Origin of the sequence: Pseudomonas sp. GD04058 (assembly GCF_029836855.1) — a bacterium.
Classification (GTDB): domain Bacteria; phylum Pseudomonadota; class Gammaproteobacteria; order Pseudomonadales; family Pseudomonadaceae; genus Aquipseudomonas; species Aquipseudomonas bharatica.
In genome coordinates this window covers 1-21,422 of sequence record NZ_JAOECN010000008.1, presented here as the reverse complement: position 1 = coordinate 21,422, position 21,422 = coordinate 1, and the positions used below count along the sequence as shown (strand labels likewise).

The window sequence follows — 21,422 nt, the reverse complement described above, 5'->3', positions numbered from 1 at the left end:
CGATGCGCGTCCTGTTTTTCAGCAGCCAGTCCTACGACCAGAACAGCTTCACCGCCGCCCGCGCGGTGGACGGGCTGGAGCTGCACTTCCAGCCCGCCCGCCTGAACGAGGACACCGCCGCCCTCGCCGCCGGTCATGAAGTGGTCTGCGCCTTCATCAACGATGACCTCTCGGCGCCAGTGCTGGAGCGCCTGGCCGCGGCCGGCACGCGCCTGATCGCCCTGCGCTCGGCCGGCTACAACCATGTCGACCTGGCGGCGGCGCGACGCCTGGGCCTGAGCGTGACCCGGGTCCCGGCCTATTCCCCGCATGCCATTGCCGAACATGCGGTGGCGCTGATCCTCGCCCTGAACCGCCGCCTGCACCGCGCCTACAACCGCACCCGCGAAGGGGATTTCAGCCTGCATGGGCTGACCGGCTTCGACCTCCACGGCAAGACCGTGGGCGTGGTCGGCACCGGGCAGATCGGCCTGGCCTTCGCGCGGATCATGGCCGGTTTCGGCTGCCAGCTGCTGGCCCATGATCCGTATCCGAACCCGCACGTCGAGGCTCTGGGCGCACGCTACCTGCCGCTGGACCAGCTGCTGCGCCAGGCCAATATCATCAGCCTGCATTGCCCGCTGACCCCGCAGACCCGGCACCTGATCAATATCGAAAGCCTGTCCGAACTGCAGCCCGGCGCCATGCTGATCAACACCGGACGCGGCGCCTTGGTAGACACCCCGGCGCTGATCGAGGCACTGAAAAGCGGCCACCTGGGCTACCTGGGCCTGGACGTCTACGAGGAGGAAGCGCAGATCTTCTTCGAGGACCGCTCCGACCAGCCGCTGCAGGATGACGTACTGGCGCGGCTGCTGACCTTCCCCAACGTGATCGTCACCGCGCACCAGGCCTTCCTGACCCACGAGGCGCTGGCCGCCATCGCCGCCACCACCCTGGACAACATCGCCCGATGGATGGTCGGTACGCCGCAGAATCTGGTGGAGGGATAGGGTAGGATACGCGGCAAATTTGGAGGCCCCATGGTCGAACACGATTTCCGCTACACCCTCTTCAACCCGCAACACACCCTGATCGAATGCCGCGCGCTAGCGCCGGGCCGTTACCAGGTTACCGGCAACGGCGGCTCGATCCAGAAAGGCGACGTCCTGCTGGTCACCCTCAAGGGCAGCAAGGACCTGTCGATGCGCCTGGCCGTGGACAGCGTCCGCCACCTGATCAACCCACGCGGCCAATGGGTCGCCACGGCCAATGGCCCGGCCTTCGGCGAGCTGGCCATTCACCAATGGAAAGTAGAGTGCAACAGCTGCGATGCCGAGCTCGAATTCGAGTTCGCGGTAGACGCCAAGCTGGGCAAGAAAGCCCAGCAACCAGCCGCCGTGGCGCGGATTGCCGAACTGGGCTGGGCGACCAAGGGTGACAAGCACCTGTGCCCGAAATGCCGGGAGCAGGCGCAGTGAACAAGTTGCTGATGAGCGGCGCGCTGCTGGCGGCCCTGGCGGGCTGCGCAGCCGAGCCGGTAAAGCTGCAAAAGGAACGCAGCTACGTGCTGGAGTGGATCGGCGAACGTCCGCTGATGGACTACAGCCACCTGACCCTGACCCTCGCCGATGATGGCCGGGCCTATGGCAATGCCGGCTGCAACCACTGGTTCGCCCAGTACAGCCTGCAGGGTGACAAGCTAAGCTTCGGCACCATCGGCAGCACGCGCAAACTCTGTGCACCGGCGCTGATGGAGCAGGAGAAGCGCTTCCTGGAAGCGCTGGCCAAGGTGGAGCGCTGGGATATCTCGCCGATCGAGCAGGTCAGGTTCTGGCCGGCCGAGGGCAAGCCGCTGCGGTTCTGGCCGGAAGAAGGCTGATCTCGACTCTCAAAGCCTGCACAAAACCCTGTGGGAGCTGCGGTTCGGCGCCCCGACTTGCCAGCGATGACTGTAGTGAATTCACCACCGCTATCGCTGGCAAGCCAGCTCCCACAGGGGTCATGTGTCGCCTGCAAGAACTGATCAGGCGCCCTTGAGCGCCTTGATCTTCTCCACCAGCCCCGCCTTCGTCTGCTCGCCCATCAACTGCTCACGCACCTTGCCCTTGTCGTCGATGATGTAGGTCACCGGCAAGCCTTCGCTGCGCGGCAGGTCGTAGCGCTCGGCCGGGTCCTGGGCCAGTACGGTGAAGCCGATGCCCATGGTGTCCACGGATTTCTTCAGTTCCTCGCCCTGCAACCCGTCGAAGTTCACCCCGACCACGGTCACACCCTGGCCCTGCCATTCCTGGGCGAACTGGTTCAGTTCGGGAATCTCCACCCGGCACGGGCCGCACCATTCAGCCCAGTAGTTGAGCACCACCCAGCGCCCGTCGAGTTGCTCGGCTTTCACCGTGTTGCCGTTCTGGTCCAGGCCGTAGTCCGCACCGCAACCACCGAGCATCAGGCTCATGCTGATGGCCAGGGCTGCTGCCAAACGCCTTGTCATGGGTCAATCCTTCTTCAAGATTCAGGCAAAATGCCGGTTTGCTGCGGTTAGAATACCCGCCACTCACAGCCGGATGCGACCCTGACATGACCGACCTGACGCTTTACCACAACCCGCGCTGCTCCAAGTCCCGCGGTGCCCTGGAACTGCTCGAAGCACGGGGCCTCGCGCCCACCGTCGTGCGCTACCTGGAAACCCCGCCGGACGCGGCAACCCTCAAGGCCCTGCTCGGCAAGCTGGGCATCGGCGCGCGCCAGCTGCTGCGCAGCGGTGAAGACGAGTACACCAGCCTCGGCCTGGCCAACCCGGCCCTGACCGATGCACAACTGATCGCCGCCATGGTCGAGCATCCCAGGCTGATCGAGCGGCCGATCCTGGTGGCTGGCGACAAGGCGGTGATCGGTCGTCCGCCGGAAAAAGTGCTGGAGATCCTGTCGTGAGCCAGCCCTACATCCTGATCCTCTATTACAGCCGCCACGGCTCCACCAGCGAAATGGCCCGGCAGATCGCCCGCGGCGTCGAGCTGGCCGGCCTGGAAGCCCGGTTGCGCACGGTGCCGGCGATCTCCACCGAATGCGAAGCGGTAGCGCCGTCGATCCCGGAGACCGGCGCGCTTTACGCCACCCTCGACGATCTGCGCAATTGCGCTGGCCTGGCCCTGGGCAGCCCGACCCGCTTCGGCAACATGGCCGCGCCGCTCAAGTACTTCATCGACGGCACCAGCAGCCTGTGGCTGAGCGGCGGCCTGGTGGGCAAGCCGGCGGCGGTGTTCACCTCCACCGCCAGCCTGCACGGTGGCCAGGAATCGACCCTGCTGTCGATGCTGCTGCCGCTGATGCACCACGGCATGCTGATCATGGGCCTGCCCTACAGCGAGTCGGCGCTGATCGAGACCCGAGGCGGCGGCACGCCCTATGGCGCCAGCCACCATGCCGGCGCCGATGGCAAGCGCGACCTGGATGCCGACGAAATCGCCCTGTGCCGCGCACTCGGCCAGCGCCTGGCGAGCACCGCGAAACGGCTGGAGAACGGGCGTGGCTAAAAAGCCGAAGATCCTGCCGCCGATGCAATGGCTGGAGCCGCGGGTGCGCCTGACCCGCGCCCTGAGCCTGGCGGCCTTCGCCAGCCTGGTGCTGTTGCTGGTGGTCAATACGCTGTTCTTCACCGACCTGCACGGTGCACGCAGTTGGGTGATCCTGGGCGTGCAACTGCTGCCGTTGGCGCTGGTGGCGCCGGGAATGATCGGCGGCAGCGCGCGGGCCCATGCGTGGATGTGCTTCGTGCTCAACCTGTACTTCATCACCGGGGTGGAAGCGGCCTTCGACCCGGCGCGGGCGCTGTTCGGCTGGCTGGAAGTGGTGATCAGCCTGACGTTGTTCGTCAGTGCGCTGCTGTATATCCGCTGGCGGTTTCAGCTGGATCGCAGGATGGCAGGGGAAGGATCGGCTTGATTTGAAGGCCCTATCGCTGGCAAGCCAGCTCCCACAGGTCCGGCGAACACAGTACCTGTGGGAGCTGGCTTGCCAGCGATGAGGCCCTCAAGAACACCATCAGTGATTGACGGTATGCGCCAGCATCACCGACAACTGGCACAGCGGCCTGCCACTTTCGGCATGCCACTGATTGAAAGCGGCCTGCACCTGCGCCAGGTCCTTCAAGCTGGTCGGCTTCTTGTCGATCACCTCCTGGGCGATCAACGCCGCCGACATGTCGTCGGTCGGGATAAACGTATCCTTGCCCATCATCCGCAGGAACCGCGGCGCCGACAGCCCGCCCAACTGGTTGCCATGCCGGGCCAGGTACTTCCACAACCCGGTGATATCGGTCACCGGCCAGTCGGCGATCAGCGCCGCGAAGCTGCCCTTCTCCTTCTGCACATCCAGCACCATCTGCGCATTGCGCGGCACGCTCTTGAGCTTGCCCAGATGGCGGATCAGGCGGGTGTCCTGCATCAACCGCTCCAGGTGCTCGGCGCCCATCAGCACGACCTTCTCCGGGTCGAAGCCGAAGAACACCTGCTCGAACGCCGGCCACTTGGCGTCCACCAGGCTGTGCTTGAGCCCGGCACGAAACACGCGCAAGGCCAGGGTCGAGAGGTAGCGGTCGTCACTGATCGCGCGCAATTGCGCCGAAGTCTTCGGTTGCGGCAGGTACGCTTCCAGCGCAGCGGCGGAGCCGAAGCGGTTCAGGCAATACTCATGCAGCCATTGATAGTCGCGCATGGGTCAGATATTCAGCACGTCGAGGAAACGCGGGGCCGCGGTTTCGTCGATGCGCAGGCTGGTGAAGTCGAACAGGTTGCGGTCGGCCAGTTGCGACGGCACCACGTTCTGCAGGCTGCGGAAGATGCTGTCGGTCCGCCCGGGTGACTTGCGCTCCCACTCCACCAGCATCTCCTTGACCACCTGGCGCTGCAGGTTTTCCTGGGAGCCGCAGAGGTTGCACGGGATGATCGGGAATTCCTTCATGTCCGAGTAGGCCTGGATGTCCTTCTCCGAGCAGTAGGCCAGCGGACGGATCACCACGTTGCGGCCATCGTCGGCCCGCAGCTTGGGCGGCATGGCCTTCATGGTCCCGTTGAAGAACATGTTGAGGAAGAAGGTTTCGACGATATCGTCGCGGTGGTGACCGAGGGCCATCTTGGTCGCGCCGATCTCGTCGGCGAAGGTGTACAGGGTGCCGCGGCGCAGGCGCGAGCACAGCGAGCAGGTGGTCTTGCCCTCCGGGACCAGCTCCTTGACCACCGAGTAGGTGTCCTTTTCGACGATGTGGTACTCGATGCCCAGGGTCTTCAGGTAGGCCGGCAGCACTTCCTCGGGGAAGCCGGGCTGCTTCTGGTCCATGTTCACCGCCACGATCTCGAACTTGATCGGCGCCACTTTCTGCAAGTGCAGCAGAACGTCGAGCATGGTGTAGCTATCCTTGCCGCCGGACAGGCAGACCATGACCTTGTCGCCATCCTCGATCATGTTGTAGTCGGTGATGGCTTCGCCGGCGAGACGGCGCAGGCGTTTCTGCAGCTTGTTCTGATTGACCGAAAGGGTGCCCATGGCGCTTGAATCCGCGAGGTGTGACAAAAGGCGCGTATTTTACGCACAAACCGCCGCGCGACACAGACCCATCCGATAAAGACTGCAAGGAAATCAAGCACGGCGCTTAGAGCGCGATTTGCTCTAAAAAAGCGGATTTGTGCGACGAACGCCTTCCTATACTGCGACATAAGACCGCAACGATAGCGGCCTGTCCTGTCCGGCCCGTGCCTTGCGGGCTAGCAAGCGCTCCACTGGGGGGCGATTGGAAACGGCGTAGGAGTGATTGGCATGATCCATCACGTTGTTGGGCTGTTCACCCATCCTGACCAGGAATGGCGGGAAATCCGTGGCGAAGAAGAAACCATCAGCCACATGTACCTCACCCACACCCTGATACTGGCAGCCATCCCTGCGGTATCGGCGTTCATCGGCACCACCCAGGTCGGCTGGGTCATCGGCGAGCGCGCACCGGTCATGCTGACCATGGACAGCGCCCTGTGGATGACCCTGATGTCGTACATCGCCATGCTTGCCGGCGTCGCGGTCATGGGCGCGTTCATCCACTGGATGGCACGCACCTACGATGCCAACCCGAGCCTGGCGCAATGCATCGCGTTCGCTACCTACACCGCCACCCCGCTGTTCATCGGCGGCCTGGCGGCGCTCTATCCACACCTGTGGCTGGGGATGATCGTCGGCACGGCAGCCATCTGCTACACGGTGTACCTGCTGTATGTCGGGTTGCCGACCTTCATGAACATTCCGTCGGACGAAGGCTTCCTGTTCTCCAGCTCGGTGCTGGCGGTGGGGCTGGTGGTGCTGGTCGCCATCATGGCCTTTACCGTGATCACCTGGGGACTGGGGGTGGGACCGGTCTACACCAATTAGAAAGATGCCAGCATAGGGGCAACACCGCGGGCCGCCTTCGGGCGGCCCGCTTTCGCGTGCAGACGGGCGGTCTCGGCAGCGCTTCGGCGGTTGCGGCATAATCGGCCGCCTCAGGAGTACCGTCACGCATGCCAGAGCTGCTCAAAACCCGCGTCGAAGACTGCTACAAGCAAGCAGAAGCCTTTTTCAAACGTCCCTTCCAACGCCCCGAGGTCAGCTTCAAGCTGCGCGGGCAGAAAGCCGGTGTCGCCCACCTGCACGAGAACCTGCTGCGCTTCAACCTGCAGCTGTACCGCGAGAATGCCGAGGACTTTTTGCGCCAGACCGTGGCCCACGAGGTCGCGCACCTGGTTGCCCATCAATTGTTCGGTGACCGTATCCAGCCCCATGGCGAAGAATGGCAGTTGATCATGCGTGGCGTGTATGAACTGCCGCCGAATCGTTGCCACAACTATGAAGTGCAGCGGCGCACGGTGACCCGGTATATCTACCGGTGTCCGTGTGCGGGGAGTGATTTCCCGTTCTCGGCGCAGCGCCATGGGTTGGTGCGCAAGGGACGGCGATATTTGTGTCGGCGGTGCCGGCAGACCCTCGTGTTCACCGGGGAAGTGAGGGTGGAATGAGGGCCTCATCGCTGGCAAGCCAGCTCCCACAGATACTGCACAAGTCTCAAGGTTTGTGCTGACCCTGTGGGAGCTGGCTTGCCAGCGATAGGGGCCGAGAGGACAGCACAAATGAAAAAGCCCATCCGAAGATGGGCTTTTTTGCGTCAAGCAGAAGGCTTAGCGAACGGCAGGACCTTCAGCTACGCCCAGGTCGTCGACCGGACGGCTTTCAACCAGTGGCGAACCACCGGAATCCAGTTCCTTGTGCAGCTTGTCTTCGTCCAGTTCCTTGACCCACTTGGCCACGACCACGGTCGCCACGGCGTTGCCGATCAGGTTGGTCAGGGCACGGGCTTCGGACATGAAGCGGTCGATGCCGAGGATCAGGGCCAGGCCGGCAACCGGCAGGTGACCTACGGCCGACAGGGTTGCCGCCAGGACGATGAAGCCCGAACCGGTAACGCCCGCAGCACCTTTGGAGGCAACCAGCAGCACCAGCAGCAGGGTGATCTGGTGGGTGATGTCCATGGTGGTGTCGGTGGCCTGGGCGATGAACACCGCGGCCATGGTCAGGTAGATCGAGGTACCGTCGAGGTTGAACGAGTAGCCGGTCGGGATCACCAGGCCAACCACGGATTTCTTCGCACCCAGGCGCTCCATCTTGGTCAGCATGCGTGGCAGGGCGGACTCCGAGGAGGAAGTACCCAGCACGATCATCAACTCTTCACGGATGTAGCGGATCAGCTTGAGGACGCTGAAGCCGTGGGCACGCGCGATACCGCCAAGGATGACCAGGATGAACAGCACGCAAGTGATGTAGAAGCAGGCCATCAGGTAGCCCAGTTGCACCAGCGAACCCACGCCGTACTGGCCGATGGTGAAGGCCATGGCACCGAACGCGCCGATCGGGGCCAGCTTCATGATCATGTTGATGATGTTGAACATGACATGGGCGAAGCGGTCGATCATTTCCAGCAGCGGCTTGCCGTAGGAACCCAGGCGATGCAGGGCAAAGCCGAAGATCACCGAGAACATCAGCACTTGCAGGATGTCGCCGTTGGCGAAGGCACCGACTACGGTGGCAGGGATGATGTTGAGCAGGAAGCCGACGGTGGTCTGCTGCGCACCGGCGGCGGCGTAGGCGGCCACGCTGCTGGCGTTCAGGGTGGACACGTCGATGTGCATGCCGGCGCCCGGCTTGACCACGTTGACCACGACCAGGCCGATGATCAGGGCGATGGTAGAAACGATCTCGAAGTACAGCAGCGCGTAGCCGCCGGTCTTGCCCACCGATTTCATGCTCTGCATGCCGGCGATACCGCTCACCACCGTACAGAAGATGATGGGGGCGATGACCATCTTGATCAGTTTGACGAAGCCGTCACCCAGGGGTTTCAGGGCAACGCCGGCTTCAGGGTAGTAATGGCCGAGGAGGATACCGATGGTGATCGCTACCAACACCTGGATATAAAGCGATTTGTACAGTGGCTGACGGGCTGTCGTCATGGCTATGTTCCTCAAGGGCACCGGCCGGTCCTTCCCAGGACGCGGGGTACCTGAATCGCGAACCCTCCTGCATTGGAGGGATTTGTTGTGTCGAGCTGCGTGGCAGAACTCTGCGAGCTTCATAGCAAGCCCGATGCCAATTTGCGCTTTTGCGGTGCAACGCCCGCATTTACGGGACTTTCTCGCACAAACAGGTGGCACGCGATGGGCATGAGTTGGCGGATTTCCGCCCGGGGCGGAATTTCGCCAGGCCAGGTTGGCGGATATCCGCCCGCCGTCAGTCGGAAGTGAAGCGGATACGGAAGGCGGCGCCGCCGAGGGAGGAGTCCCCAAGGGTCAGGCGCGCGTCGTAGCTATCGATGATGTCCTTGGCCACAGCCAGCCCGATACCCTGCCCCGGGTACTGGCGGTCGAGCCGTTCGCCACGCTGGAGGATGCGCTCGCGCTGGTCCGGCGGTACGCCGGGGCCATCGTCCTCGATGCTCAGTTCCAGCGCGCCATCGACTTCGCGCAGGCCGATACGCACCTGGCCCAGGCAAAGGCGCCAGGCGTTCTCCAGCAGGTTGCCGAGCAATTCCATCAAGGCGCCCTGCTCCATCGGCACCCGTGCATCGTCGGGCATGTCGTAACCGACCGCGACCTGCTTGTCGCGGTAGACCTTGGCCAGCGTCCCGCACAGGCTGTCGAGCATCGGTCGCAGGTGCACCTGGTGACGCACCAGGCCGCTCTTGCGCAGGCTGGCGCGCTGCAACTGATAGTCGATCTGCTGGCTCATGCGCTCGATCTGGCCTTGCAGGACCCGCGCCTGCTCGCGGTCCGCCGGACGCTGGGCCATGCCCTCGCTGACGCCCTGCAATACCGCCAACGGGGTTTTCAGGCTGTGGGCCAGGTCGCCGAGCGAGTCGCGATAGCGCCCGCGCTGCTCGCGCTCGCTGCGCAGCAGGCGGTTGAGGGAACGGGTCAGGCGCAGCAGCTCACGTGGATGCTCGCTACTGAGCCCTTCACGGGCGCCGGATTCGATCTCGTCCAGCTCCACGGTCATTCGCCGCAGCGAGCGCAGGCCCCAGGTCAATCCGGCCCAGAGCAGCAGCATCAGCACCAGCAGGGCGGCACCAAAACCGAGATAGAGCTTTTCCCGCAGGCCATCCAGGGTTTGCCGGTATTCACGTACCGGCTGCAGGGCAACGATGCTGAATGCGGCGCTCTTGCCGCCGAGCAGCTTGACCTCGACGTCGTAGACGAAGAATTCCTCGCCGTCGTCCTGGCGGATTCGCGCGAATTCGTTGCCACGCCCGTCATAGCGCGGCTGATAGTTGATGTTTTCGTTGGCGGTGGCCCGCGAGCGCCAGACCAGCCGCCCGTCGCGATCATAGATGTAGCCGAGCAGGCGGCTGTCGGGAAGGTTGAAGCGTTCGTCCGGCAGCAGTACCGGCATCCTCAGGCGATTGTTTTCCACCCGGGCGGCGGAAATCAGCGTGGTCACGTCCGAAGCCAGGCGCTGCTCGATGGACTCCTGCAAGGCCAGGCTGAAGGTTTTTTGCAACGCCGGCAGCAGCGCCAGCATGAACAGCAGCGCCAGCACCGCCGCCGCCAGCATCAGCCGCACCCGCAGGGAACGGATCACCGGCAGCGCTCGGTGAACAGGTAGCCCAGGCCCCGCACGGTATCGATCGGCTTGAAGCCGCAATCGCCTTCGAGCTTGCGCCGCAAGCGACCGACCAGCACTTCGATGACGTTGGGGTCGCGTTCCTCGTCGTTGGGGTAGAGCTGTTCCATCAGCCGCTCCTTGGCGACCACCTGCTGGTGATGGCGCATCAGGTATTCAAGGATGCGGTATTCGTAGGCGGTCAGCGCCAGCGGCTGTTCGTCCAGAACCGCCTGCTTGCGGTTGAGGTCCAGGCGCAGCGGGCCAGCGACGATGGTGGCCTGGGTGAAACCGCTGGAGCGGCGCAACAAGGCATTGAGGCGGGCCTCCAGCTCTTCGAACTGGAACGGCTTGACCAGGTAGTCGTCGGCCCCGGCAGCCAATCCCTCGACCTTGTCCTGCCAGTTGCCGCGGGCGGTCAGGATCAGGATCGGGAAGGTCTTGTCGAGGGCGCGCAGGCGGCCGATCAGCTCCAGGCCGCTCATCCCCGGCAGGCCGAGGTCGACGATGGCCAGGTCATGGTTGAACTCCCCGGCCTGGTACAACGCCTCCTCGGCGTCGGCCACGGCTTCGACCACATGGCCGCTCTCGGTCAAGCGGGTCTGGAGGTGGTGGCGCAGCAGCGCTTCGTCCTCGACCACCAGCAATTTCATCGGTTTCTCCCTTGGCAATGCGTTACGCAGCATAACAGCGAACCGGCCCTGCTCGATGGGGCCGGCTCAGGCAACATGGGCTCAGAACCTGTAGTTGGCCGAGAGGTAGGTCTGTGCACTGCTGGTCAGGCGCAGCGCCCCTTGCTTGCTCTCGCCGCGCTCGCCCAGGTCGGTACTGGCGTTGCTGCGCAGGTAACGGTAGCCCAGCTCCACCGAGGCGTTATCGCTGACCTGCTGGAGCACGCCGCCCTGCAGGCCGACTGCATAACCGATATCACTGTCGCGGCTGGCGCCCGGAGAGTCCTGGGTCAGCTTGGTCAGGCCGGCGCTGGCGCCGCCGAACAGCTTGGTGCTGCTACCCAGCGGGTAGAACAGATCGTAGCTGCCGAGCAGATTCTCCTGACGCAATTTAAGGCCGTTGTGGGTGCCGGAAACGTTGTCGTAGGTGGCGTAGTAGCGACCGTCGTCGTTGATCCGGCCGAGGCGCACGCCCCAGGTATCGTCCTTGCCGATGATGCCATCGGTGTTCTGGTTGCCGAGGTTCTGCTCCAGGCCGCTGGACTTGCGGACCTTGTCGCTGGTCTGGCCATAGGTGAGGCCGGCGAAGGTATCGTCGGCCTGGACGCTCATGCTCGCGCCGAGGACGGTCAGTGCGGCCAGCAGGGTATTGAGGCTTTTCATGATGATGTTCTCCAGGGTGATGCGCGGTTGAGGTGTGGAGGCTAGAGTAGGAACCCGGCCCTGAACCGCGGCTGAACCCCGCCTGAACCGGGGCTGAACGTCATCGATGTTTCGCTTATCCATGATTCAGAGAACAGGAGTACCGATCATGCGTTTATTGCTTGCTGCCGCCCTGCTGGGCGCCGCCGGGCTGGCCCAGGCCGCCGTGCAGACCCGCGAGATTCCTTATCAGGACGCCGACGGCAAGCGCCTGATCGGTTATTACGCCTACGACGATGCGGTGAAGGGCCCGGTGCCGGGCGTGGTGGTGGTGCACGAATGGTGGGGGCTGAACGACTACGCCAAGCGCCGCGCCCGCGACCTCGCCGCCCTGGGCTACAGCGCACTGGCCATCGATATGTATGGCGACGGCAAGAACACCGAGCACCCGGCGGATGCCATGGGCTTCATGCAGGCGGCGCTCAAGGACCCGGCGGCGGCGGCCAGGCGTTTCGATGCAGGTGTCGAACTGCTCAAGCTGCAACCGCAAACCGACAAGGCGCGGATCGCTGCCATCGGCTATTGCTTCGGCGGCAAGGTGGTGCTGGACGCAGCACGGCGCGGGGAATCGCTGTCCGGCGTGGCGAGTTTCCACGGTGCGCTGGTGACCAGCACGCCAGCGACGCGCGGTAGCGTGAAGACCAGGATCCTGGTGGAACATGGCGCGGCGGACAGCATGGTCACCCCGGAGCAGGTGCTGGACTTCAAGAAGGAAATGGACGCAGCCGGCGCGACCTATGAGTTCGTCAGCATCCAGGGGGCCAAGCACGGATTTACCAATCCGGATGCCGATCGCTTGAGCCATGGCGAACATGGCGGGCCGGACATCGGCTACAACAAGGCCGCGGACGAAAGTTCGTGGGCGGATCTGCAGGCGTTCTTCAAGAAGATCTTCTGAGCGACCCCGATCTTAGCCACACCACAACCCCTGTGGGAGCTGCGGTTCGGCGCCCCGACTTGCCAGCGATGAGGCCATCAGTGACAACATCTGTGTCTGGTCGAACGCTATCGCTGGCAAGCCAGCTCCCACAGGGTTAGGTATCGGCCTATCCAGCCAGCATGGCCCACGGCACAATACCCGCCATGAACCGACTCCCCGCCTGCTGCTCCCCCCTCCAGCACCACTGGCCCCTGCCCCGCCCGGTCCCCGGCGCGCAACTGGTCAGTTGCACCTTCGACCCGGCCGCCCTGCGCGCCGACGACTTCCAGCGCGCCGCGATCGAACAGACGCCCGCCCTGCAGCGCTCGGTCGCCAAGCGCCAGGCCGAGTACCTGGCCGGCCGGGCCTGCGCCCGCGCCGCCCTGCAGCATCTGGATGGGCGTCTCTACGTGCCGCCCACCGGCGACGACCGCGCGCCGATCTGGCCCGCCGATATCACCGGCTCCATTACCCATGGCAAGGGTTGGGCCGCCGCCGTGGTCGCCCACAAAAAGGACTGCCAGGGCCTCGGCCTCGACCAGGAGACCCTGCTCGACAACGAGCGCGCCGCACGCCTGGCGAAGGAAATCCTCACTGAAGACGAACTCCAGCGTCTCGACCCGGCCCGCCAGAGCCTGGGCGTGACCCTGACCTTCTCGCTCAAGGAAAGCCTGTTCAAGGCCCTCTATCCGCTGGTGCTCAAGCGCTTCTACTTCGAACACGCCGAAGTGCTGGAATGGTCCGACGACGGCTCCGCCCGCCTGCGCCTGCTCGCCAACCTGTCCGAGCACTGGCACCACGGCCGCGAAATGCATGGCCAGTTCTGCTGCATGGGCGATCAGGTACTCAGCCTGATCGCGGTCTGATCTTCATTCTCCGCCCGGCCCCGGCTGCTCTCGCGGCCAGCTCAGGCTGAAACAGGCGCCGCCAAGCCGCTGGCTCTGGCCCACCAGGGCCCGACCGTTGTGCCAGTAGATGATCCGCCGGACGATCGACAGGCCCAGGCCATGCCCGCCGGAAGAGCGGGTGCGGCTGTCGTCGAGCCGGGTGAAGGGGGTGAAGATCCGATCCCAGGCACTTTCCGGCACGCCCGGGCCGTCGTCCTCGACATCGATGCGGCAGCGCTGCAGGCCCAGTTGATAACTGAGGACGACCTGCGCCTCGGCGTGGCGCATGGCATTGCTCACCAGGTTCTGCAGGGCCCGATGCAGGTAGCGCGGCTCGGCCTCCACCCAGGCGCCCTCGCCGCTGCCCTGTGAGGCACCGCGCAGTACCTGCACCTCACGCCGCAACGGGGCCAGCTCGGCAATCACCTGATCGAGCAACGCATCGAGGTCGACCCGTTGGAAATGCAGGGCTGGCGCACCCTGCTCGAGGCGGGCGTACATGAGCATCTCGTCCACCAGCTTGTCGAGGTCCTGGATATCGCTGTCCATCCCGGCCAGGTGCTTGTCCCGGGCCTGCTCGGTACTGGCACTGGCGATCATTTCCAGGCCGAAGCGCAGCCGCGCCACGGGGGTGCGCAGCTCATGGGAAACGGCACGCACCAGCTCGCGCTGGATGGTCAGCGAGCGTTGCAGGTGTTCGGCCATGCCATTGAAAGCCTCGGCCAGGCGCCCCACCGAATCGGCACCCTCTGCGACCACCCGGGTGTCCAGGCTGCCCTGGGCGATCTGGGTAGCGGCCACTTCGACCTGCGACAAGCGCCGTTCCAGTTGCCGCACCAGCAGGTAGACGACCAGGCCGATCAGGCTCAACCCGAGCACGGCGATCAGCACCAGCAGTTGCGGCGGATAAGGGTTCATCTGGTACAGCGGGCCGATTTCCAGGACCCAGGGCGTACCGGCGATCCCGGCGAAAACCCGGATCGAATCGCCGTCCTTGCCCAGGGCCATCACCGTATCGCCCTCCTCGACCCGGCGACGCTGGTCGTCATCCATATCCGCGTTGCCTTGCGCCAGCAGGCGCAGGTCGAACCCGAAGCCCTTGCTCTCTTTCAGTTCTGCCAGACGCCGGGCCTGCTCGGCCACCGGGTAGCGCACCAGTTCGTCCACCAGCAGGTAGATGGTGGCCCGGGCCAGTTGCTCGCTGATCTGCTGCACTTCGCCGGTCAGCACCAGGTCACGGCCCTTGAGCTGGCTGACCACCCGGGCCTGGTGCGGACCAAGATGCTCCACCAGCACCTGGCCGCGTTGCAGGCGGGTGCGCTGGCTACCATCGAGATGGGCATCGGCGCTGGTCTGCACGGCCAGCGGAATCCCCAGCAGGCGCTCCCACAGGGCCAGGGCACGGGTACGCTCGACGCCGTTCATCCGTGCCAGGTTGTCGGCCATCAGAGTGAAGGTGCCGTGGGCCAGGCGCTCGCGGTACTGTCCGGCGCGCACTTCGTTGAGCAGGTGCAGGCTGAGGGTACCGAGGACCGCCACCAGCACCAGCACGGCGAGCATTCCGCCGTAGATGCGCAGGAAGATCGAGTTCATGGGTTGCGATCCAGCGTCTCGGCGGCCTCGCGCACGAACAGGTAGCCCTTGCTGCGGATGGTCTTGATCATCCGTGGATGGATCGGGTCGTCGCCGATCTTCGGACGGATGCGCGAGATACGGACGTCGATGGAACGGTCCTGGCCGTCGTAGCCGACGCCGCGCAGGGAAGTGAAGATCTCTTCCCGGGAAAGAATGCGCCCGGCGTTGCTGATCAGCAGCCAGAGCAGGTCGAATTCGGCGCCGGTCAGCTCGATGACGGCATCGCCCAGCCAGGCTTCGCGCAAGGTGTTATCGACCCGCAGCGGGCCGAACTGCACGCTGCGCAACTGTTCTTCGACCGCAGGCGGCTCGGCCCGGCGCAACAGGGCGTTGATCCGCGCCAGCAGCAGGCGCGGGCGCACCGGCTTGCACACATAGTCGTCGGCGCCAAGGTCGAGGCCCTGGACCTGGTCGAGGTCATCGCTGCGTGCGGTGAGCATGAGGATCGGCCCCGGATAGCGCTGGCGCACCTTGCGGCAGATGCTCAGACCGTCTTCGCCGGGAAGCATCAGGTCGAGGATCACCAGGTCCGGCTGCTGGTTGATGATGCGCGCGGCGGCCTTGGCCCCGTCGCCCTCGACCTCGACGCTGAAACCGTTGGCCTGAAGGTATTCGCGGGTCAGCTCGGCAAGACGCTGGTCATCCTCGACGATCAATACCTGACAGCTTCGCTGCTCCACGGCCCCACTCCTGCGTTTCGTTGTTATTGGAATCCCGTCGCCAAAAGGCAACATCGGCAGCGGATACTACGTGGCACCCCGGGCACTGCCAACCGCTTGCAATGGGCACGCAATTTGCCTGCCAGCGATCGCTGTGGAGGGTGCTTTTTGTGATAGGGTTCGCGCCCGCAAAAAATCCTCTGTCGCCTTTTCCTACATGAAAAAAGGATGACAGGCGGTCTTCTCCCGATAGGACGCGGCCTACAGCGTTTTGTCCAGTTTCACTCACAAACTACACACAAGTTATCCACAGATCGTCGCCTTGCAATAGGGTCGATACCGCATTATCTTGTATCTCACTCACAGCAAAACACTACATCTTGGGTTTTCATCAAAATCCCAAGCACAAGTCAAGCATCGAACTCAAGCCTTTCAGTGGCTGTTTTTTTTGCTTGAACTTTAGGTGATTTCAGCAGCCAAACCGCTCCTGCGGAGGCGACCGTTGCAAGCCCTCAGAGGGCGTTGTTCCGGGTATGGATGGCGCCGGCCAGTGCCGCGCATCCGCACAGCAACAGATTTTGGGTCGGCGACCCAAGACTTTTGACTTCGGCCAGGGAGCGGCATGCGAATGCCCCTTTTTCCTGATCCGTCCCGAAGTCGGGTGCACGCCCTGTCGCGGCGCGAGTGCTTTCGAGGCACGCCTGCGGCAGATGCCTGTCGGACCTTTGGATGGAACGGTGGGTGCCTATCCGGCGCCTGAATAAACATAGAGAACGTGGAGACACCCATGCACACCGACACAACTCGCGAGAACCCGCAGGCCAAGGCGCCGCAGGCCGCCGATTCGACCCAGGATCTGGCAGCGACCGCCCCCGGCCAACTGCGCGTGATCAAGCGCAACGGCACTGTCGTTCCCTACACCGACGACAAGATCACCGTTGCCATCACCAAAGCGTTCCTCGCAGTTGAAGGCGGCACCGCTGCCGCCTCGTCGCGCATCCACGACACCGTCGCGCGCCTGACCGAGCAGGTCACCGCCACCTTCAAGCGCCGCATGCCGTCCGGCGGCACCATCCACATCGAGGAAATCCAGGACCAGGTCGAACTGGCCCTGATGCGTGCCGGCGAGCAGAAAGTCGCCCGCGACTACGTGATCTACCGCGAACAGCGCGCCCGCGAGCGCGCCAACCGTGGCAGCAGCGACGCCGTGGTGCAGCCGCACCCGAGCATCCGCATCACCCTGGCCGACGGCAGCCTTGCGCCACTGGACATGAACCGCCTGAACACCATCATTTCCGAAGCCTGCGAAGGCCTGGCCGAAGTCGATGGCGACCTGATCCAGCGCGAAACCCTGAAGAACCTCTACGACGGCGTGGCCATCAAGGACGTTAACACCGCCCTGGTGATGACCGCCCGTACCCTGGTCGAGCGCGAGCCGAACTACTCCTTCGTCACCGCCCGCCTGCTGATGGACACCCTGCGCGCAGAAGCGCTGGGCTTCCTCGAGGTCGCCGAGAGCGCCACCCACCACGAGATGGCCGACCTGTATGCCAAGGCGCTGCCGGCCTACATCGCCAAGGGCGTGGAATACGAGCTGCTCGACCCGGCCCTGGCCAGCTTCGACCTGGAGCGCATCGGCCAGGCGATCAACCACGAGCGCGACCAGCAGTTCACCTACCTCGGCCTGCAGACCCTCTACGACCGCTACTTCATCCACAAGGACGGCGTGCGCTTCGAGCTGCCGCAGGTGTTCTTCATGCGCGTCGCCATGGGCCTGGCCCTCGGCGAGAAAGACCGTGAAGCCCGTGCGATCGAGTTCTACAACCTGCTGTCGTCCTTCGACTACATGGCCTCGACCCCGACCCTGTTCAACGCCGGTACCCTGCGTCCACAGCTGTCGAGCTGCTACCTGACCACCGTCCCGGACGACCTGTCGGGCATCTACCATGCGATCCACGACAACGCCATGCTGTCGAAATTCGCCGGTGGCCTGGGCAACGACTGGACTCCGGTGCGCGCGCTGGGCTCCTACATCAAGGGCACCAACGGCAAATCGCAAGGCGTCGTGCCGTTCCTGAAAGTGGTCAACGACACCGCTGTCGCGGTCAACCAGGGCGGCAAGCGCAAGGGCGCGGTCTGCGCCTACCTGGAAACCTGGCACCTCGATATCGAAGAATTCATCGAGCTGCGCAAGAACACCGGTGACGATCGTCGTCGTACCCACGACATGAACACTGCCAACTGGATCCCTGACCTGTTCATGAAGCGCGTCTTCGAAGACGGCAAGTGGACCCTGTTCTCGCCATCGGAAGTGCCGGACCTGCACGACCTGACCGGCAAGGCCTTCGAAGAGCGCTACGAGTACTACGAAGCCCTGACCGAGTACAACAAGATCAAGGTGTTCAAGACCATCCAGGCCAAGGACCTGTGGCGCAAGATGCTCTCGATGCTGTTCGAGACCGGCCACCCATGGCTGACCTTCAAGGACCCGTGCAACCTGCGCAGCCCGCAGCAGCACGTGGGCGTGGTCCACAGCTCGAACCTGTGCACCGAGATCACCCTGAACACCAACAAGGACGAGATCGCGGTCTGCAACCTGGGCTCGATCAACCTGCCGAACCACATCGTCGACGGCAAGCTCGACCACGCCAAGCTGCAGCGCACCGTGCACACCGCCGTGCGCATGCTGGATAACGTGATCGACATCAACTACTACTCCGTGCCGCAGGCTCGCAACTCGAACCTCAAGCACCGTCCGGTCGGCCTGGGCATCATGGGCTTCCAGGATGCACTGTACCTGCAGCACATCGCCTACGGTTCCGACGCGGCCGTCGAGTTCGCCGACCGTTCCATGGAAGCAGTGAGCTACTTCGCCATCCAGGCGTCCTGTGACCTGGCCGACGAGCGCGGCGCCTACGAGACCTTCCAGGGTTCGCTGTGGTCCAAGGGCATCCTGCCGCTGGATTCGCAACAGATCCTGATCGAAGCCCGTGGCGCCAAGTACATCGACGTCAACCTGGACGAGACCCTGGACTGGGCACCGGTCCGCGAGCGCGTGCAGAAAGGTATCCGCAACTCGAACATCATGGCCATCGCGCCGACCGCGACCATCGCCAACATCACCGGCGTATCGCAGTCCATCGAGCCGACCTACCAGAACCTGTACGTGAAGTCGAACCTGTCCGGCGAATTCACCGTGATCAACCCGTACCTGGTTCGCGACCTCAAGGCCCGCGGCCTGTGGGACTCGGTCATGATCAACGACCTGAAGTACTACGACGGTTCCGTGCAGCAGATCGAGCGTATCCCGCAAGAGCTGAAGGATCTGTACGCCACTGCCTTCGAAGTGGAAACCAAGTGGATCGTCGACGCCGCCAGCCGCCGCCAGAAGTGGATCGACCAGGCACAGTCGCTGAACCTGTACATCGCCGGCGCTTCGGGCAAGAAGCTCGACGTGACCTATCGCATGGCCTGGTACCGTGGCCTGAAGACCACCTACTACCTCCGTGCCCTGGCCGCGACCAGCACCGAGAAGTCGACCATCACCACCGGCAAGCTCAACGCCGTGTCCAGTGGTGGCGACAGCAGCGCACCGGTCCAGGCCAAGGCCGCACCGGCGGCAGAACCGGCTCCAGCGCCAGTGCCGAAGGCCTGCGCCATCGACGAGCCGGACTGCGAGGCCTGCCAGTAAGGTGAATCGAGGCGTCCTGCGGGGCGCCTCGTTGCCTGGGCCAGAAACAACAAAACCGAAGCCTGCGCTTCGGCACTCAGATTTTGCGTGCACTGCTGTACCCCGACGCAAGCAACGCAACCAAGATCCACCGGCCATACTTTGAACATGGCCCTCAAGCAGGAGACCCCACCATGCTGAGCTGGGACGAATTCGACAAAGAAGACGGCGAAGCCGTCGCCAAGACCGGCGCTGCCGGCCACTCCGCTGCTGCCGGCATCGACAAGCTGGACAGCGCCGGTGGCGCTGCCGCCCTCGAAGCCCGCGCCGTCACCGCCAACGACTCGGCTGCGGTGGTCCGCGCCAAGGCTGCGCTGGACGAACTGGACATCGCCGAAGGCCTGGCCGAGCTGGAAGGCTCCGCTGCCCGTGTCGCGGTCGATGAAAAGCGCATGATCAACTGCCGCGCCGACCTCAACCAGCTGGTCCCGTTCAAGTACGACTGGGCCTGGCAGAAATACCTCGACGGCTGCGCCAACCACTGGATGCCGCAAGAGGTCAACATGACTGCGGACATCGCCCTGTGGAAGAGCCCGGAAGGCCTGACCGACGACGAGCGTCGCATCGTCATGCGCAACCTCGGCTTCTTCTCCACCGCCGACTCCCTGGTTGCCAACAACCTCGCGCTGGCCGTATACCGCCTGATCACCAACCCCGAATGCCGCCAGTACATCCTGCGCCAGGCCTTCGAGGAAGCGATCCACACCCACGCCTACCAGTACTGCATCGAGTCGCTGGGCATGGATGAAGGCGAGATCTTCAACATGTACCACGAGATCCCGTCGGTCGCGAAAAAGGCCGCCTGGGGCCTGCGCTACACCCGCTCGATCTCCGACCCGGAATTCAAGACCGGCACCGTAGAGACCGACAAGGAACTGCTGCGCAACCTGATCGCCTACTACTGCGTCCTGGAAGGCATCTTCTTCTACTGCGGCTTCACCCAAATCCTCTCCATGGGCCGTCGCAACAAGATGACCGGCGTTGCCGAGCAGTTCCAGTACATCCTGCGTGACGAATCCATGCACCTGAACTTCGGTATCGACGTGATCAACCAGATCAAGATCGAAAACCCGCACCTGTGGGATGCCGAAATGAAGGAAGAAGCCTCGCAGATGATCCTGCAGGGCACCCAACTGGAAATCGAATACGCACGCGACACCATGCCACGCGGCGTGCTGGGCATGAACGCCGCGATGATGGAGGACTACCTCAAGTTCATCGCCAACCGTCGCCTGTCGCAGATTGGCCTGAAGGAAGAATATCCAGGCACTACCAACCCGTTCCCGTGGATGAGCGAGATCATGGACTTGAAGAAGGAGAAGAACTTCTTCGAGACGCGGGTGATCGAGTATCAGACGGGTGGGGCGTTGAGCTGGGATTGAGTGAAAATGAAAGGCTGCCGATAGGCAGCCTTTTTTATTACTTGAGTGAAACGGAGAACGAAATGGAGGTCAAAACTAATGAGATTTTCACCTTGGGACATAGATACCTCCGCACTGGCTAACATCTCAATATTGACCATGGCTGCCGAGACCGATGACGAACTGGGCTCTGTACTGAGATTTCACCTTGCGACTGAAAGCATACTTTCTTTCTATATTTCAGAAAAAACACAAGGTGAGATCTCAAAATATGTAAAAGAACCTCGAGACTTCGGAACTAAGCTATCTATAGCCACAGCCCTCGGCCTGCCTTTACCCTTGGCTAGAGTGATTCATCAGATAAACGCCATCAGGAATAAACTAGCGCACAAACCCGACACCTCAATAAACGACGGTGATCTTAAAGAAATGGCGCGATGTGTAAATAAGCTTTCTGAAATTGATGTAAATTTCGTTCCTCTAGAAAAGCTTTACATTGAGCTCCCCGTAAAGTTCCCAAACCAAAAAATCAGCTTCGGGACCAACGGTAACCGTATAGATTTTATGTTGGCAGGACTGGCTTTTTATCGATCAGCTGTGCAATGGGTAGTTCAAGATGCAGCATTTCGTAGAGCAGCAGATATCGCCAAAGAGTTAAGGCCTTAAATTTGGGAAAAATCCTACAATTAAATTATTGACCCGTGCAGTTTCC

Annotated in this window: 22 protein-coding genes; 13 read left to right on the top strand and 9 right to left on the bottom strand. The window is 63.2% G+C overall.

Translation table 11 applies throughout. The features are described 5' to 3' along the window. Positions 1-2 precede the first annotated feature (2 nt). Genes N7650_RS09310 through N7650_RS09300 form a run of 3 tightly spaced genes read left to right on the top strand, consistent with a single transcriptional unit; the run spans position 3 to position 1,861 of the window. Positions 3-992 (top strand): 2-hydroxyacid dehydrogenase, encoded by a 990-nt coding sequence (locus N7650_RS09310; RefSeq protein WP_279897953.1) that lies wholly within the window; start codon positions 3-5, stop codon positions 990-992. 30 nt (positions 993-1,022) lie between these two features. After that, the gene (locus N7650_RS09305) at positions 1,023-1,460 is read left to right on the top strand and encodes a hypothetical protein (RefSeq protein ID WP_009397979.1); all 438 of its coding nucleotides are present in this window, start codon (positions 1,023-1,025) and stop codon (positions 1,458-1,460) included. A gap of 11 nt (positions 1,461-1,471) precedes the next feature. Then, entirely contained in the window at positions 1,472-1,861 is a 390-nt protein-coding gene (locus N7650_RS09300) for an META domain-containing protein (protein WP_240160440.1), read from the top strand. A 144-nt stretch (positions 1,862-2,005) separates the two neighbouring features. Here N7650_RS09300 and N7650_RS09295 read toward each other — a convergent pair whose 3' ends face one another. Further along, positions 2,006-2,470 (bottom strand): TlpA disulfide reductase family protein, encoded by a 465-nt coding sequence (locus N7650_RS09295; protein ID WP_009397982.1) that lies wholly within the window; start codon positions 2,468-2,470, stop codon positions 2,006-2,008. 86 nt (positions 2,471-2,556) lie between these two features. On the opposite strand from N7650_RS09295, the gene arsC reads away from it, so the two are divergent. Genes arsC through N7650_RS09280 form a run of 3 tightly spaced genes read left to right on the top strand, consistent with a single transcriptional unit; the run spans position 2,557 to position 3,921 of the window. Next, positions 2,557-2,910, top strand: a complete 354-nt coding sequence (gene arsC, locus N7650_RS09290; RefSeq protein WP_279897951.1) for an arsenate reductase (glutaredoxin) — start codon at positions 2,557-2,559, stop codon at positions 2,908-2,910. After that, positions 2,907-3,512, top strand: a complete 606-nt coding sequence (gene wrbA, locus N7650_RS09285; RefSeq protein WP_064305024.1) for an NAD(P)H:quinone oxidoreductase — start codon at positions 2,907-2,909, stop codon at positions 3,510-3,512. The genes arsC and wrbA overlap by 4 nt, the downstream gene beginning before the upstream one ends. Continuing rightward, on the top strand, positions 3,505-3,921 hold the full coding sequence (locus N7650_RS09280; RefSeq protein WP_279897950.1) for a DUF2069 domain-containing protein: 417 nt from the start codon (positions 3,505-3,507) through the stop codon (positions 3,919-3,921). Before wrbA ends, N7650_RS09280 begins: the two co-directional genes overlap by 8 nt. Before the next feature lie 99 nt (positions 3,922-4,020). On the opposite strand, the gene N7650_RS09275 is transcribed toward N7650_RS09280, so the two are convergent. After that, complete coding sequence (locus tag N7650_RS09275) at positions 4,021-4,692, bottom strand: DNA-3-methyladenine glycosylase I (protein WP_009397986.1); 672 nt, start codon at positions 4,690-4,692, stop codon at positions 4,021-4,023. Positions 4,693-4,695: 3 nt separating this feature from the next. After that, positions 4,696-5,520: a tRNA 2-thiocytidine(32) synthetase TtcA gene (gene ttcA / locus N7650_RS09270; RefSeq protein WP_009397987.1), complete on the bottom strand. Its 825-nt coding sequence runs from the start codon at positions 5,518-5,520 to the stop codon at positions 4,696-4,698. Between the two features lie 270 nt (positions 5,521-5,790). On the opposite strand from ttcA, the gene N7650_RS09265 reads away from it, so the two are divergent. Both N7650_RS09265 and N7650_RS09260 read left to right on the top strand, forming a co-directional pair. Then, a complete protein-coding gene (locus N7650_RS09265; protein ID WP_009397988.1) occupies positions 5,791-6,390 on the top strand; it encodes a Yip1 family protein in 600 nt (199 codons plus the stop codon). 128 nt (positions 6,391-6,518) lie between these two features. Beyond that, positions 6,519-7,013 carry a SprT family zinc-dependent metalloprotease gene (locus N7650_RS09260; RefSeq protein WP_009397989.1) on the top strand — a complete coding sequence of 165 codons (495 nt, stop codon included), beginning with the start codon at positions 6,519-6,521 and terminating at the stop codon, positions 7,011-7,013. Positions 7,014-7,172: 159 nt separating this feature from the next. On the opposite strand, the gene N7650_RS09255 is transcribed toward N7650_RS09260, so the two are convergent. The 4 genes from N7650_RS09255 to N7650_RS09240 form a co-directional block, all read right to left on the bottom strand. Then, positions 7,173-8,501, bottom strand: a complete 1,329-nt coding sequence (locus N7650_RS09255) for a dicarboxylate/amino acid:cation symporter (protein WP_009397990.1) — start codon at positions 8,499-8,501, stop codon at positions 7,173-7,175. Positions 8,502-8,778: 277 nt separating this feature from the next. Next, the gene (locus N7650_RS09250) at positions 8,779-10,125 is read right to left on the bottom strand and encodes an ATP-binding protein (protein ID WP_064305028.1); all 1,347 of its coding nucleotides are present in this window, start codon (positions 10,123-10,125) and stop codon (positions 8,779-8,781) included. After that, the gene (locus N7650_RS09245) at positions 10,122-10,799 is read right to left on the bottom strand and encodes a response regulator (protein ID WP_009397996.1); all 678 of its coding nucleotides are present in this window, start codon (positions 10,797-10,799) and stop codon (positions 10,122-10,124) included. Before N7650_RS09245 ends, N7650_RS09250 begins: the two co-directional genes overlap by 4 nt. Positions 10,800-10,880: 81 nt before the next feature. Further along, positions 10,881-11,480: an outer membrane beta-barrel protein gene (locus N7650_RS09240; RefSeq protein WP_009397998.1), complete on the bottom strand. Its 600-nt coding sequence runs from the start codon at positions 11,478-11,480 to the stop codon at positions 10,881-10,883. Between the two features lie 148 nt (positions 11,481-11,628). On the opposite strand from N7650_RS09240, the gene N7650_RS09235 reads away from it, so the two are divergent. Continuing rightward, entirely contained in the window at positions 11,629-12,417 is a 789-nt protein-coding gene (locus N7650_RS09235) for a dienelactone hydrolase family protein (protein ID WP_279897948.1), read from the top strand. A gap of 185 nt (positions 12,418-12,602) precedes the next feature. Further along, positions 12,603-13,304, top strand: a complete 702-nt coding sequence (locus N7650_RS09230) for a 4'-phosphopantetheinyl transferase superfamily protein (protein ID WP_279897946.1) — start codon at positions 12,603-12,605, stop codon at positions 13,302-13,304. 3 nt (positions 13,305-13,307) lie between these two features. On the opposite strand, the gene N7650_RS09225 is transcribed toward N7650_RS09230, so the two are convergent. Further along, positions 13,308-14,918, bottom strand: coding sequence for an ATP-binding protein (locus N7650_RS09225; protein WP_279897945.1), 1,611 nt, complete (start codon positions 14,916-14,918; stop codon positions 13,308-13,310). Beyond that, entirely contained in the window at positions 14,915-15,640 is a 726-nt protein-coding gene (locus tag N7650_RS09220; protein ID WP_009398006.1) for a response regulator transcription factor, read from the bottom strand. Before N7650_RS09220 ends, N7650_RS09225 begins: the two co-directional genes overlap by 4 nt. 766 nt (positions 15,641-16,406) lie before the next feature. Here N7650_RS09220 and N7650_RS09215 point away from each other — a divergent pair. The 3 genes from N7650_RS09215 to N7650_RS09205 all read left to right on the top strand — a co-directional run bounded on the left by N7650_RS09215 (position 16,407) and on the right by N7650_RS09205 (position 21,376). Then, positions 16,407-19,310, top strand: coding sequence for a ribonucleoside-diphosphate reductase subunit alpha (locus N7650_RS09215; protein ID WP_279897944.1), 2,904 nt, complete (start codon positions 16,407-16,409; stop codon positions 19,308-19,310). 173 nt (positions 19,311-19,483) lie between these two features. Further along, positions 19,484-20,731: a ribonucleotide-diphosphate reductase subunit beta gene (locus N7650_RS09210; RefSeq protein WP_009398010.1), complete on the top strand. Its 1,248-nt coding sequence runs from the start codon at positions 19,484-19,486 to the stop codon at positions 20,729-20,731. Between the two features lie 78 nt (positions 20,732-20,809). After that, positions 20,810-21,376 (top strand): hypothetical protein, encoded by a 567-nt coding sequence (locus N7650_RS09205; RefSeq protein WP_279897942.1) that lies wholly within the window; start codon positions 20,810-20,812, stop codon positions 21,374-21,376. Positions 21,377-21,422 lie beyond the last annotated feature (46 nt).

Coding starts and splice junctions, on each gene's coding strand:
- N7650_RS09235 (WP_279897948.1), top strand. CDS start 11,629: ATGCGTTTATTGCTTGCTGCCGCCCTGCTGGGCGCCGCCGGGCTGGCC.
- arsC (WP_279897951.1), top strand. CDS start 2,557: ATGACCGACCTGACGCTTTACCACAACCCGCGCTGCTCCAAGTCCCGC.
- N7650_RS09230 (WP_279897946.1), top strand. CDS start 12,603: ATGAACCGACTCCCCGCCTGCTGCTCCCCCCTCCAGCACCACTGGCCC.
- N7650_RS09310 (WP_279897953.1), top strand. CDS start 3: ATGCGCGTCCTGTTTTTCAGCAGCCAGTCCTACGACCAGAACAGCTTC.
- N7650_RS09205 (WP_279897942.1), top strand. CDS start 20,810: ATGAGATTTTCACCTTGGGACATAGATACCTCCGCACTGGCTAACATC.
- N7650_RS09215 (WP_279897944.1), top strand. CDS start 16,407: ATGCACACCGACACAACTCGCGAGAACCCGCAGGCCAAGGCGCCGCAG.
- N7650_RS09260 (WP_009397989.1), top strand. CDS start 6,519: ATGCCAGAGCTGCTCAAAACCCGCGTCGAAGACTGCTACAAGCAAGCA.
- N7650_RS09305 (WP_009397979.1), top strand. CDS start 1,023: ATGGTCGAACACGATTTCCGCTACACCCTCTTCAACCCGCAACACACC.
- N7650_RS09255 (WP_009397990.1), bottom strand. CDS start 8,501: ATGACGACAGCCCGTCAGCCACTGTACAAATCGCTTTATATCCAGGTG.
- N7650_RS09265 (WP_009397988.1), top strand. CDS start 5,791: ATGATCCATCACGTTGTTGGGCTGTTCACCCATCCTGACCAGGAATGG.
- N7650_RS09300 (WP_240160440.1), top strand. CDS start 1,472: ATGAGCGGCGCGCTGCTGGCGGCCCTGGCGGGCTGCGCAGCCGAGCCG.
- N7650_RS09245 (WP_009397996.1), bottom strand. CDS start 10,799: ATGAAATTGCTGGTGGTCGAGGACGAAGCGCTGCTGCGCCACCACCTC.
- N7650_RS09240 (WP_009397998.1), bottom strand. CDS start 11,480: ATGAAAAGCCTCAATACCCTGCTGGCCGCACTGACCGTCCTCGGCGCG.
- N7650_RS09275 (WP_009397986.1), bottom strand. CDS start 4,692: ATGCGCGACTATCAATGGCTGCATGAGTATTGCCTGAACCGCTTCGGC.
- ttcA (WP_009397987.1), bottom strand. CDS start 5,520: ATGGGCACCCTTTCGGTCAATCAGAACAAGCTGCAGAAACGCCTGCGC.
- N7650_RS09210 (WP_009398010.1), top strand. CDS start 19,484: ATGCTGAGCTGGGACGAATTCGACAAAGAAGACGGCGAAGCCGTCGCC.
- N7650_RS09225 (WP_279897945.1), bottom strand. CDS start 14,918: ATGAACTCGATCTTCCTGCGCATCTACGGCGGAATGCTCGCCGTGCTG.
- N7650_RS09295 (WP_009397982.1), bottom strand. CDS start 2,470: ATGACAAGGCGTTTGGCAGCAGCCCTGGCCATCAGCATGAGCCTGATG.